At 74.3% G+C, this 12,171-nt stretch carries 10 protein-coding genes; 7 read left to right on the top strand and 3 right to left on the bottom strand.

Going from position 1 to position 12,171, the window contains the following annotated elements; translation table 11 throughout:
• Positions 1-90: 90 nt before the first annotated feature.
• Entirely contained in the window at positions 91-771 is a 681-nt protein-coding gene (locus DEJ43_RS33500; protein WP_015037875.1) for a hypothetical protein, read from the bottom strand.
• Positions 772-780: 9 nt separating this feature from the next.
• Complete coding sequence (locus DEJ43_RS33495; protein WP_015037874.1) at positions 781-1,347, bottom strand: hypothetical protein; 567 nt, start codon at positions 1,345-1,347, stop codon at positions 781-783.
• Positions 1,348-1,473: 126 nt separating this feature from the next.
• Between DEJ43_RS33495 and DEJ43_RS33490 the strand changes: the two genes are divergently transcribed.
• From DEJ43_RS33490 to DEJ43_RS37675, 6 genes are all read left to right on the top strand, one after another.
• Complete coding sequence (locus DEJ43_RS33490) at positions 1,474-2,136, top strand: UdgX family uracil-DNA binding protein (protein WP_015037873.1); 663 nt, start codon at positions 1,474-1,476, stop codon at positions 2,134-2,136.
• A 104-nt stretch (positions 2,137-2,240) separates the two neighbouring features.
• On the top strand, positions 2,241-2,753 hold the full coding sequence (locus tag DEJ43_RS33485; RefSeq protein WP_015037872.1) for an SDR family oxidoreductase: 513 nt from the start codon (positions 2,241-2,243) through the stop codon (positions 2,751-2,753).
• A gap of 46 nt (positions 2,754-2,799) precedes the next feature.
• Positions 2,800-3,333 (top strand): cysteine hydrolase family protein, encoded by a 534-nt coding sequence (locus tag DEJ43_RS33480; protein WP_041663186.1) that lies wholly within the window; start codon positions 2,800-2,802, stop codon positions 3,331-3,333.
• A 167-nt stretch (positions 3,334-3,500) separates the two neighbouring features.
• Entirely contained in the window at positions 3,501-5,315 is a 1,815-nt protein-coding gene (locus DEJ43_RS33475; protein WP_015037870.1) for a thiamine pyrophosphate-requiring protein, read from the top strand.
• A gap of 45 nt (positions 5,316-5,360) precedes the next feature.
• The gene (locus DEJ43_RS33470) at positions 5,361-6,317 is read left to right on the top strand and encodes a TIGR03557 family F420-dependent LLM class oxidoreductase (protein ID WP_015037869.1); all 957 of its coding nucleotides are present in this window, start codon (positions 5,361-5,363) and stop codon (positions 6,315-6,317) included.
• Positions 6,318-6,400: 83 nt separating this feature from the next.
• Positions 6,401-6,793: a hypothetical protein gene (locus DEJ43_RS37675; protein WP_015037868.1), complete on the top strand. Its 393-nt coding sequence runs from the start codon at positions 6,401-6,403 to the stop codon at positions 6,791-6,793.
• 7 nt (positions 6,794-6,800) lie between these two features.
• Here DEJ43_RS37675 and DEJ43_RS33460 read toward each other — a convergent pair whose 3' ends face one another.
• A complete protein-coding gene (locus tag DEJ43_RS33460; RefSeq protein ID WP_015037867.1) occupies positions 6,801-9,158 on the bottom strand; it encodes a CHAT domain-containing protein in 2,358 nt (785 codons plus the stop codon).
• Positions 9,159-9,231: 73 nt separating this feature from the next.
• On the opposite strand from DEJ43_RS33460, the gene DEJ43_RS33455 reads away from it, so the two are divergent.
• Positions 9,232-12,087 carry a CHAT domain-containing protein gene (locus DEJ43_RS33455; protein ID WP_015037866.1) on the top strand — a complete coding sequence of 952 codons (2,856 nt, stop codon included), beginning with the start codon at positions 9,232-9,234 and terminating at the stop codon, positions 12,085-12,087.
• Positions 12,088-12,171: the final 84 nt, after the last annotated feature.

Genomic DNA, 12,171 nt, shown 5'->3' with positions numbered 1-12,171 from the left:
CGGCCGGACGGTCCGCCCCGCCGGACGCTCCCCTGCCCTCACCCGATGGAGGGTGAGGGCAGGGGGCCGGTGCGGGTCGGGTCGCGCCGTTCAACGCGGCGGCGCCGTGGGGCGCCGGTCGGAGGCGGCAGCTTCCCCGCCCCCGTCTCCGCCGGTGCTGAGGAGCCGGTGGAAGAAGGAGCGGTACTGGCGCAGGGCCGTACGCAGGCTCTCCGTGTCCACGTCCTCACCCCGGTTCCACTGGCCTTCGAGGGTCTTCCGGTGGTCGGCGAAGGTGGCGGCGAGCCGCTGCATCACTTCGGCGACGAGCGCGTCGGCCGCGTGCACGGCCTCGCGGGGGTCGTCGACGAACTGGCTCTGGATGTCGTGCCAGCGCGCCCGGAAGCCGTCCTCGTCGCCGGGGTCCAGCAGGTGCGGGGGCGGGTGCGGGGCGTCGCTCGTCGGCTCGTCCCGTCCGCCGCTCTCCGGTGCTCCGCCGCTCTCCTGTGCTCCGCCGTTCTCCGGTGTCTCGCTCGTACGCGTTTCGGCCGACCGGCCGCCGGCCTCGCCACCGCCGTCGCGCTCGTCGCCGAGGGCCGCGTCACGGTCCGTCACGTCGGCGTCCGTGCCGGTCGGGGTGCTCTCCCCCGGGTAGACCGGCGGCTGGTCGGAACTCCGCCCGCGCTCCTCCCGGGGGTCCGTACCGGTCGTACCGGTGCCTTGGGGTGTGCCCGCTATGTCGTCGGTCGACAGGCCGCTGTCGGCCCTCGCCGGAGTGTCGTTGTCTCGCATGCCACGGCCTTAGCGCTCGGGGCCGGCGGGGCCGGCCTGGTGTCCGTCGGAGAGGAGCTCGTCGAAGAGGGCCCGGTAGTGGACCATCGCTCCGCGCAGCTGCTCCGTGGTGGCCCGGTGCGAGGTGGTGAGGCGGTCGATCTCGTGGGCCTCCCGGTAGTGCTCCAGCGCGCGGCCGTGTTCCACGGACAGATCGCGCGTCTGCTGCTCGAAGTCCTCCGTGGGATAGCCGCGCTCCCGCATGAGCACGCTCACCAGCCGGTCCGCGTCGTGGACCGCCGTTTCCGGCCGGTCGACGAACTGCTCCTGCACGCCCTGCCACTCCCGCAGGTAGCGCTCCCGCACGTCGTCGGGCAAGGGCTTGATGTCGAGGGAGTCGTGCCGCTTCTCGCGTTCCCCGAGGTCGCGCTCGGCCGCCCGGCGGCTGCCGGCCTCATCGACCGTACGGTCGTACTCCGGGCCGAAGCGCTCGCGCAGCCGGCGACGGCGCCGACGGTCCAGCGCGAACGCCGCCACGATCAGGAGGATCAGCACCGCGACCGGTATGACGATGGCCAGAATCGTTCCTGTGGACATGGCCCAGCCCCCTTCGCTGCGACTGATGGCTGCTCCGGGCGGCTGCCCGCGCGGACGGAGCCGAAACCGTGCGGGTGCCGGACAATGGGCGTACCGCCCCCTCTCCGTGTCCACCGGGAGGCCCCCATGGCCGGTACCCGCGACGACGACCCCGTCCCCGAGCCGTACGACGCCACGCCGTTCCTGCCGCGGCGCGGCGGGATTCCCGCGCACCGCGCGGCGGCCGCCGGATGTCAGGGCTGCCCGCTCCACCGGGACGCGACCGGGACCGTCTTCGGGCGGGGAGATCCGCACGCGCGGCTGATGCTGGTCGGGGAGCAGCCCGGCGACCAGGAGGACCGCGAAGGGGTCCCGTTCGTGGGGCCCGCGGGCCGGCTCCTCTCCCGGGCGCTGCGCGAGGCGGGGATCGACGAGGAGGGGCTGTACGTCACCAACGCCGTCAAGCACTTCAAGTTCACCGAGGACGCGACCCGCAAGCGGCGGATCCACAAGGCCCCCAGCCTGCGCGAGACGCTGGCCTGCCGGCCATGGCTCATGGCGGAGCTGCGGCTGGTGTCGCCCGAGCTGGTGGTCACCCTCGGGGCCACCGCCGGCCGCGCCCTGCTGGGCCCGTCGTTCCGGGTCGGCGCCGACCGCGGCGTGCCGAGGCCGCTGACGGACGCCGGGGAGGGGACGGACACGCGGGTCCTCGCGACCGTCCATCCCTCCGCCGTACTGCGTGCCCGCGACCGCGACGACATGTACGCCGGGCTCGTCGCCGACCTGCGGGTCGCGGCCGACGCCCTGTGATAGCTCGGGGGGCCGCCGCCCGGCGCGCTAAAGGTGTGTCTCGGGTGCGCCGGGGCAGGCGCCCGGTGAGAGCGAGCGGGACACCCGAGGCGAGGAGCGCGACCATGATCCGGACGTCCGACGTCGTCTCGCTCCTGGAGGGCCTCGTCGTGCTCCACGCCACGCGTGCGGGCCGGGGCGCTCCGGACCCGCCGGAGCACCTCGAGGAGCGGACCGTGGTCGTCACCGGTGCGAGCGCCGGGGTGGGCCGGCCCGTGGCCCGGGCCGTGTCCACCGCGGCCTCGGTCCTCGCGCGCCGTGTCGCTCCGGGGCTCCTCGGCCGCTCCATCGCCCGAACGGCGTACGACTCCCAGCAGACCGACGAACCGACCTTCGACACGGCCCCGAGCAACCTCTGGGTGCCGTGGGACGGGCCGGGCGGCCGTGACCACGGCGCCCACGGGACGTTCGACGGGGAGGCCGCGGCGCACTCGCCGTACACCGCCCTCGCCCGTCATCCGGCCGTCGCGGGGGCCGCGGCGGGGGTGACCGTGGCCGCCTCGGCGCTGCTGGCCAGGACCTTGCGCGGGACCCGGGCGACGCGGGTCCTGCGCGCCGCGGTGGATGCGCGCGGCTGACCCCGCCGGGGCGCCGCGCGGCCGGTGGTCTGGGAGCGTGGGAGCCATGAAGCCCGCGCTTGTCGTCATCGACATGCTGAACACGTACGAGCACGAGGACGCCGCTCAGCTCGTGCCGTCCGTGGAGCGCGCGCTGCCCGCCGTGGTGCGGCTGCTGGAGGAGGCGCGCGCACGGGGAGTGCCGGTGATCTACGCCAACGACAACTTCGGGAAGTGGCGCTCGCACCACGGCGAGATCGTCGAGGCGGCCCTGGCCGGCCCGTACGCCCGTCTGGTCGAACCGATCAGGCCGGACGAGGACTCGTACTTCGTCGTCAAGGCACGGCACTCCGCCTTCTACGAGACACCGCTCGCCTATCTGCTGGGCAGGCTGGACGTCACCCACCTCGTGCTGTGCGGGCAGGTGACGGAGCAGTGCGTGCTCTACTCCGCGCTGGACGCGCACATCCGCCACCTCTCGGTCACGGTCGCCGACGACGCCGTGGCCGAGATCCACGAGGACCTCGCCCGCGCGGCGCTGCGCATGATGGCCGTGAACATGGCGGCGCGCATCGTCCCCGCCGTCGAGGCCTTCGACTGAGGCGCCGCCGGGTGCCCGGATCGGCTGCCGCCCGGTACAGGCGCCGCCGGGGACGGAGGCCACCGGGTACGGCCGATACCGGGGCGTTTCGCCCTCCCGTCGGCGGTTAGCCGTACCAGGGGGCGCACGGCCGGTGCCCCGAATCGAGAGTCCGTCAGAGGAGCATCATGCCGACCAAGGTCTCCGACCACATCCTCCAGCGCCTGCGCGAGTGGGGTGTCGAGCACGTCTTCGCGTACCCCGGCGACGGCATCAACGGCCTGCTGGCCGCGTGGGGGCGCGCCGACGACACACCGCGCTTCGTCCAGTCCCGCCACGAGGAGATGTCCGCCTTCCAGGCGGTCGGGTACGCCAAGTTCTCCGGCCGGGTCGGTGTCTGCGCGGCGACCTCCGGCCCCGGCGCGATCCACCTGCTCAACGGCCTGTACGACGCGAAGCTCGACCACGTGCCGGTCGTCGCGATCGTGGGGCAGACCAACCGGAGTGCCCTGGGCGGCTCGTACCAGCAGGAGGTCGACCTGCTCAGCCTCTACAAGGACGTGGCCTCCGAGTTCTGCGCGATGGTCACCGTCCCCGAGCAACTGCCGAACGTCATCGACCGGGCCATGCGGACCGCCTACGCCAAGCGCACGGTGACCGCGGTCATCGTCCCGGCCGACGTGCAGGAACTGGACTACACGCCGCCGACCCACGCCTTCAAGATGGTCCCGTCGAGCCTGGGCAGCCCCGACTACGCGCCCGTCCCCTCCCCCGCCGATGTGACGCGGGCCGCCGCCGTGCTCAACGAGGGCTCGAAGGTGGCGGTCCTGATCGGCCAGGGGGCCCGCGGCGCCCGGCCCGAGGTCGAGGAACTCGCGGACGTCCTGGGCGCCGGGGTGGCCAAGGCGCTGCTCGGCAAGGACGCCCTGCCCGACGACCTGCCGTACGTCACCGGGTCCATCGGCCTGCTGGGCACCCGCCCCTCGTACGAGATGATGCGGGACTGCGACACGCTCCTGGTGGTCGGCTCCAGCTTCCCGTACAGCCAGTTCCTCCCGGAGTTCGACCAGGCCCGCGCCGTGCAGATCGACATCGACCCCTTCATGGTCGGTCTGCGCTATCCCTTCGAGGTCAATCTCGTCGGCGACGCGAAGAGCACCCTCAAGGCGCTGCTGCCGCAGCTGAAGCGCAAGAAGCACGGCTCCTGGCGCAAGAAGATCGAGAAGGACGTCGCGCGCTGGTGGCAGGTCATGGAGGGGCGGGCCGGCGTCGACGCCGATCCCCTCAACCCGGAGTACGTCGTCCACGCCCTGGACGCCCTGCTGCCGGACGATGTGATGCTGTCGGCGGACTCCGGCTCGGCGGCGAACTGGTACGCGCGCCACCTGCGTCTGCGCGGGGCCATGCGCGGGTCGCTGTCCGGGACGCTGGCGACCATGGGCCCCGGGGTGCCGTACGCGATCGGCGCGAAGTTCGCCCATCCCGAGCGGCCGGCGGTGGCCCTCGTCGGCGACGGCGCGATGCAGATGAACGGCATGGCCGAACTCGTCACCGCCGCCAAGTACCACCGGGACTGGGAGGACCCGCGCCTGGTCGTGGCCGTGCTCAACAACCTCGACCTCAACCAGGTCACCTGGGAGATGCGGGCCCTGTCCGGGGCGCCCCAGTTCCTGCCCTCGCAGGAACTGCCCGACGTCCCCTACGCGGACTTCGCGCGCTCCATCGGTCTGGACGGGGTGCGCGTGGAGCGGCCGGCGGACGTCGAGGCCGCCTGGAAGCAGGCGCTCGCCGCCGACCGGCCGTTCGTCATCGACTTCCGTACCGATCCGGCCGTCCCGCCCATCCCGCCGCACGCCGACCTCGATCAGATCGAGGCCACCGCCGCGGCGGTCCTCAAGGGCGACAGCGACCGCGTCGGAATGGTCCGCCAGGGGCTCAAGGCCAAGATCCAGGAGATCCTGCCGGGCAGCGGCCGAACCCGGCGGTCCGACGACGGATCATGACCCCCGGGGCGGACCCAGGGGGCCGACGCGAAAGGAAACGAACACATGACGTCCTTCGGCTACTTCCTGTCCTGCGAGGAGTTCACCCCGGACCAGTTGCTGCGCCAGGCGCGCCTCGCGGCGGACGCCGGCTTCACGCGACTGGCCATCTCCGACCACTTCCACCCGTGGACCGACGCCCAGGGCAGCAGTCCCTTCGTGTGGTCGATGATCGGCGCCCTGTCCCGGACGGTGGAGCTGCCCGTCACCACGCTCGTGACGTGCCCCACCGTGCGGATGCATCCGGCGGTCACCGCCCAGGCGGCGGCGACGTCCAGCGTGCTCCTCGACGGCCGGTTCACGCTGGGCGTGGGGACCGGCGAAGCGCTCAACGAGCACGTCCTCGGCGACCGGTGGCCCGCCTTCGACGAACGGGCGGACATGCTGGAAGAGGCCGTGGAGGTGATGCGGAAGCTGTTCACCGGCCGTCAGACCAGCCACCGCGGCCGGCACTACACCGTCGACAACGCCCGCCTCTACACCGTCCCGGAGACCCCGCCGGACATCCTGGTCTCGGGCTTCGGCCCCAAGGCCGCCGCCCTCGCGGGACGCATCGGGGACGGCTTCGTCACCATGGGCCCCGACGAGGACGCCATCGCCTCCTTCCGGGAGGCGGGCGGCACCGGCAAGCCCGTCGTCGGCGGCCTGAAGGTCTGCTGGGGCCCGGACCGGGACGCGGCGATCGACACCGCACACTGCATGTGGCCGACCGAACAGCTGCCCGGAGAGCTGAACCAGATCCTCCCCACGCCGGCCCACTTCGAGCAGGCCACCGAGCTCGTCACCCGCGAGCAGACGGCCGACGCCGTACCGTGCGGCCCGGACGTCGAGGAGCACGTCACCGCCGTCCGCGCCTACCTGGACGCCGGGTTCGACGAGGTGTACGTCGGCCAGATCGGACAGGAGCAGGAGGAATTCTTCACGGCCTACCGCGAGAAGGTCCTCCCCGCCCTGCGCGGCTGACGGCGGACGCTCGCCCGTACCGGGAAGCCCTGTCGCGCCGGTACGTTGTCCGCGACGCACAGGCGACGTGGTGAGGAGCACAGGTGCAGGTTTCCATGCTCGGCCTCTGGGGGGCCGGGGCCTTCGGAGCGGTGATCGGGTGGATCGCCTACCGGACCCTGCGGCGCGCGGCCGAAGGGTCGCGGATCGCCGACCTCGTGACCGTCGTCGCCGCGCTGGGCGGCGGCGCCGTCGTCAACAACCAGTTCGCGGAACCGGATCTCTTCGCCGCCTACGGCCTCGGGCTCTTCGTCGGCTTCTTCGGCTACTTCGTGGTCGGTTGGCGGCTCGACCGGTCCGAGGCCGCCAGGGCGAAGGAACGGCTCGCCGCGGGGGTGCCCGCGCAGCCGGGCGCCCCCGACGCCGCCCCCGCACCCTCGGAGGGGGCAGGCGCCGGCTCACCCCCCACCACGTCCACGTGGATGGGCGAGCCCTGACGGACCCTCAGACGGTGGCGCGCAGGCGGAGCGCGGCGGAGCAGTACGCCGTGTAGGCGAGCCCCAGGACGTTCCCCTTGCGCAGCAGCTCCATCCGGACCCGGTGCAGAGCGGGGCCGACCTCCTGCCCGGCGAGCAGCGACTCCCAGAAGAGCTCGGCGCATTCACCGGCGAGCGCCTGCTGCACGGTGATCTCGGTGCCGATGACACCCGAGGCGTGGAGTTCCGTGAAGGTGTCGACGAAGCCGAGCCAGGAGGCGGGGTCGCGGTCGGCGGTGTGACAGCCGTTGAGGAAGACGAGGGGTGCGAGTTCGTCCCACCGGTCCCATCCCTCGTTCACCGCCCAGGCCTTGAGGTCCTCCGGCTGGATCCGGTCCTCGTGGCCGATCTCCAGGACCGTGGCGCTGGAGTGCTCGCCGGCCTCGGCGCGGGGCCTTCGCCCGTGCCCGTAGAAGTACACGCAGTCCCCCGGATCGCCGGTCAGCGCCTCGCGCAGTGCGGCCCGGCGGTCGTACACGTCCATCTGGCGGAACCCGGCGCGCAGCGTGGCCAGGTGACGGCCCGCCAGGTTCTCGTCGAGGCGGTTGCTGCGCGCCACCGTGAGCACCGGGCCTGCGTCGCGCTCGCGGCCGGCCGTGAGCCGCAGGCGGCGGCCCCGGGCGACGGACGGCGGATGCTCGATGAAGTGACGGTAGCCCCAGAAGCCGTACGGGCACAGCGTGTTGAGGCCGTGGCCGTCCGGCGCCGGGCAGGCGCGGGCCGCGACGTCCCGCTCCACCTGCGCCCAGCCGGCGGCGCACGGCACCAGCTCCCCCTGGCTCTCGACGGGGATGTCGTACAGCAGGCCCCAGGGGAAGACGAGGTACTGGTGTTCCTCCCGGCAGATCTGGATCTGGGCCGGTTCCCGCAGCACCCGCAGGAGCGCCGCACGTTCGTGCCGGCCGCGGGCGATCATCTGGAAGAACGACCAGCCGAGCCGGGCCAGCTTCGTCATGTCCTGGAGCAGGGCCGGGCGCGGCTTGCCGTTGTCGGGGCCGAGCAGGTTCTCCAGGCGGCGTTCCCCGCCCTCGCCCCGCCACACCGCGTGGCAGCCGAGCAGGGCCGCCCGGGCCTCCTTGAGGACGTCGCGCACCTGGTGCTCGCCGAGCCAGAACGTGGCGACGGGACCGTGCCGGGACACGACGTCGACGGTCATCCTGCCGTCGCCGTCCCGCCCCACCCGTACGCCCGCGGTCCGGGCGGGCAGCTCGGAGACCTCCGCGAACCCGGGCGTCAGGGTGTGGTCGACGACGGCCGTCGTCGCGCCGCCCGCGCTCTCCCGGGCGGCGATCCAGGTGGTCAGGGAGACCGACTGGAGCTGGTTCCCCCGGTAAGAGACGTACACCCGCATCCGGGCCGGACCAGGCTCCTCCGGGGCGGTGAACGGGATGAACAGGTGCCGCCCCCGGTGACCCTCCTCGCACAGGTGCCGTCCGCCGGGCTCGCACGGGCAGACCCAACTCCCGCCCTTCAGCGGCAGGAAGAGCGGGTGTACGACCGCCGGGAAGTCGAAGTCCTCGCTGACGACCGTCACGTACAGCCAGTCGCCGCGTCCCTCGTCGTCCGTGTGCGCGAGCGATCCCTCGGGGAAGGGCCTGGCCTGCTCGGCGAGCAGGCTCTGCTGCGACAACCCGCCGATGTCCAGGCGGAGTTCGTAGCGGCTGCCGGAGGCGAGGGTGTGGTCCTCGGGCACGGTACGCCGGGACAGCGGCCAGACGACCGCCAGGTTGAGGTACCTGTCCCCCTTCGGGGCGGGGACCGGCTCCGGAGCGCGACGGCCGAGCGGGGCGCCGGAGTCCGGCCGGGGGTCGACGACCGTCGGAACGTCGGCGCCCGGCAGGGTGTCGACCACCGCGGTGCCGGAGGTGGGCCAGGAGCCGGGCTGACGGTCACCCTCCGGCTGGGGTTCGCCCTTCTGCGGGGGCTCGTCCTCCGTCTGGAGTTCGCCCTCCGGCGCGGGCTCGTCCTCCGTCTGGAGTTCGTCCTCCGGCAGGGGGTCGTCCTCCGTCTCCTCCTCCGCCGCCACCTCGGGGGGCGGGGCGCTGCCCACCCGTTCGCCGTCCGGGAGGCCGCGCAGTCCCCCGTGCAGCCGGGCCTGGAAGAGGGCCCAGGTCTCCTCCGCGCCCGCGCACGTGTACAACACCTCGTCGTGCTCGAACGCGAAGTCCTCCTCGTCCATCTCCTCGTCGAACAGCAGCGCCTGCCATCGGCGCCGGGCGTCGTCGGAAAGCTCCGGCCTGAGCCACAGATCGGAGGCCCGCAGAGCGCGCAGCTGCTCCTCCAGAACCCCCCGCGCTGGCCGCGCGTACGTGTCTCCGTACCCCACTGATCACGCCTCCGTCGTTCCGAACCGGCCGGTGGTGTCATTCTGGAGCCCACACGGACGCGGGGAGCAACGGGTGGAGAGGGAACCGGACATCACGCTCCGGCTGTCGTGGCAGAACGGGCGGGTCACCGTGGTCGTCCTCGTCAACGGCCTGCCTGCTCACGAGGCGCCGCGGGCACGCTCCGTGGGGACGGGCGTGCTCGTCGCGCCGGGCCGCGAAACGCCCGCCGGGAAAGCCGAGCTGCTGGGGAAGCTGCTCTTCCCCCAGCAGGTACGCCCGCATGTCGCCGAGCGGGCGGCGGCGCTCGGCCCCGGGCGGTACCTGCGGCTGCGGCTGCTGCTGCCGGGGCCCGGTGAGACCGGTCCGTACGACCTCGGCTCCCTGCGCTGGGAGTCGGTCCGGCTGCCCTCACCGCTGGCCACGGCGGACGCGTGGGCGCGATGGGCCGACTCCCTGGCGCTGCCGCCGGACGGGGGCGTCGTGCTGGGGCGACACCCGTGGTTCGCCCTGGTCAGGGACGTGGTTCCGGACCGCCCCGCGCCGCCCCCCGCGGCCGGGACCGGGATCGTCGCCGTCGCGGACGCCACCTCCGTGCACGGCGGGATCACGACCCCGGCCGGCCCGGAGACCGTCTTGGAGCCGGAGCCCGGCGCGCCGGGGGACGACGACCGGCGGCGGGTCGCCGACGCGGTACGCGATTCGCGGCTCTCCGCCCTGCTCGTGGACGCCCCCGCCACGGCGGAGGGCATCCGGCGGACCCTGCTCGGGGGCGCGCGGGTCTTCTACTTCGGCGGGCACCACATCGCGGGCGGACTCGTGGTCGCGGGCGACGGGGGCGGCACCGACACGGGCGCGGGCGGCGCGGGCGGGGGCTCGCCGGGCACGGGCTCGCCAGGCACGGACGGCGAGCCCGCGGGTTCGCTGGTCGCGGGCGGCGCCGACGCGGGCGCGGTCGGCGCGGTCGCGGTCGCGGGCGTGCCCGGTGCGGTCGGCGCGGTCGCGGGCGCGGGCGCGCCCGGCACCGGCATGCCCGGCACCGGCATGCCCGGCACCGGCATGCCCGGCACCGGCATGCCCGGCACCAGCCCCGGCACCGCCGGCGCCGGGGCTCGCTGGCTAAGCGTGGACGTGCTCGCCGGGTGGCTGCGGGACGCCGGAGTCGGGCTCGCGGTGCTCATGGCCTGCGACTCGGCGACCTCGTGGGCGGACCCCGCGAAGGAGCCATCGGCGGACCACGTCGAGCGGCTCGGGCGTGGCACCTCCGCCGCCGAGGAGCTCGTACGGTCGGGCGTCCCCCATGCCGTGGCCGTGCAGGGCAAGGTGAGTCACCGTCAGGCGGCCGACTTCGCGGGGCGGTTCTTCTCGGGGCTCGTGCGCGGTCTCGGCGTCGACCTCGCGCTGCGCGAAGGGGCGGCCGCCCTGGAGGGCGCCGTGGCCGTGCCCGTACTGTACGCGCGCCACGACAGCGCCGACCTGTCGGTCGGTGAGCTCCTTCCGGCGCTGCGCCCGGCCCGTCTGGCACCGGTGGCGCACCGGCTGTCCGTGGTGGCCGGTCCGGCGCAGCCGCCCCCCGACGAGCGGCACCGCGTACAGCTCGACGTGCGGTGGTGCCTGGCCGAGCGTCCGGTGCGGGACGTTCTGGCCGATCCCGGGGCCGACGACCTGGTCACGGTCCTCACCGAGGCGGAGCGGGTGCTGCTGGGGGCCCGCGCGGCCCGGGGCCTCCCCCACGAGGAGCGCCGCCGCTGGTACGTGTGCGAGGTGCGGGACGGCCGGCTCCCGGCGACCGAGGCCGCGCTGCGCGATGCCGTGGCACCCGCGTACGAGCGGCTCTCCGACGGGGCCCACCGGGGTGCGGGGCTCGTGCTGCGGTGGCCGGTCGGACAGCGGCCGGGAGCGGGTGTCGCCGGAGAGCTTGACCGGCTGCACGGTTTCGGCTGGGACCTGCGTGCCGTCGTCCTCCAGGTGCACGGCGGCGGCGAGGGCGAGGTCAGGACGACGGCGGCCGGTCTGGCGCGGGCGCTCGGGAACGCGGAGTTCCTGCTGCGGGCCAGGACGCCGGACGTCGAGGGGGCGGGGACGCCGCGCCGGGAGCGCCCGGAACTGCCGCTCCCGCCGGGCCCGTCCGTCGTCGCCGAACGGCGCGGCGCGCGTGAACTCCTCGGTCGGGCGCACGCGGTGGTGGATCCGGACCGGCCGGGGCCGGCGCCGGACATCGACGTTCGGGCGGTCGTCGAGGAGCTGAACTCCGGCCCGGGGTGGGGGACTCCGGCCGCCGAGCGGCAGGTCCTCGGCGCCGTGCGGCTCTGGTGGCCGGCGCTGTACGGGGCGCTCCTGGAGGCCCACGCGGCCGGGCGGACCGGGCCGGGGCGGTCGGCGGCGCTGCGGCTGGCCGCCGAGCGGGACGAGGATCTGGACCGGTGGCTGAGGGCGGCGGAGGGTCGGGTGCCCGACCCGTCGGGGTTCTCCCCGCTGGACCGGCCCACCGCGTTCGTGGACGCGGTGGTGCTCGCCCTGGTGCGGACCGGGCAGCGGGACGGAGAGGTGTTCGAGGACTGGCTGGCCGAGGCGTCGGAGGCCGTGGTCCGGGCCGTACGACTCCTCGACGAGGGCTTCCCCGGTGACGAAGGGCCGGAGGAGGAGCCGGCCGAGGTCGCGGTGGCGCTGGACCGGGCGGGGGCCCTCGCGGCGGTCCGGCTGCCCGAGCTTGATCCCGGCGGCCGGTGGCCGGGCAGTTGGGCGCTGCTCGCGCGGCGGCAGCTCACCCCGGAGATCGCCGGCTGGCTGTACGGGTGGGACGAGGAGCAGCGCCGCGCGCTCGGGATCGCGCCGGGCGCCGGGCGGTTCGACCTGCTCCTTGAAGATCAACTGCTCGTGTTCCGCACGGCGTTGGCACCTCCCCTGCGGTCCGAAGGAACGGATGTCTGACCGTTCCCGTGGCAGGTGATACCGGCGGGAACCTGTCGAAACCTGCTCCCCCGTTCGTATGCTGGACAACTCGTTCTCGTCGAT

The sequence above is a fragment of the Streptomyces venezuelae ATCC 10712 genome (assembly GCF_008639165.1).
Classification (GTDB): Bacteria; Actinomycetota; Actinomycetes; order Streptomycetales; family Streptomycetaceae; genus Streptomyces; species Streptomyces venezuelae.
This window is presented reverse-complemented; position numbering and strand designations above follow the sequence as displayed.

Excerpts from the sequence above, each read along its gene's own strand:
- DEJ43_RS33500 (WP_015037875.1), bottom strand. The coding sequence starts at position 771 with ATGCGAGACAACGACACTCCGGCGAGGGCCGACAGCGGCCTGTCGACC.
- DEJ43_RS33495 (WP_015037874.1), bottom strand. The coding sequence starts at position 1,347 with ATGTCCACAGGAACGATTCTGGCCATCGTCATACCGGTCGCGGTGCTG.
- DEJ43_RS33490 (WP_015037873.1), top strand. The coding sequence starts at position 1,474 with ATGGCCGGTACCCGCGACGACGACCCCGTCCCCGAGCCGTACGACGCC.
- DEJ43_RS33485 (WP_015037872.1), top strand. The coding sequence starts at position 2,241 with ATGATCCGGACGTCCGACGTCGTCTCGCTCCTGGAGGGCCTCGTCGTG.
- DEJ43_RS33480 (WP_041663186.1), top strand. The coding sequence starts at position 2,800 with ATGAAGCCCGCGCTTGTCGTCATCGACATGCTGAACACGTACGAGCAC.
- DEJ43_RS33475 (WP_015037870.1), top strand. The coding sequence starts at position 3,501 with ATGCCGACCAAGGTCTCCGACCACATCCTCCAGCGCCTGCGCGAGTGG.
- DEJ43_RS33470 (WP_015037869.1), top strand. The coding sequence starts at position 5,361 with ATGACGTCCTTCGGCTACTTCCTGTCCTGCGAGGAGTTCACCCCGGAC.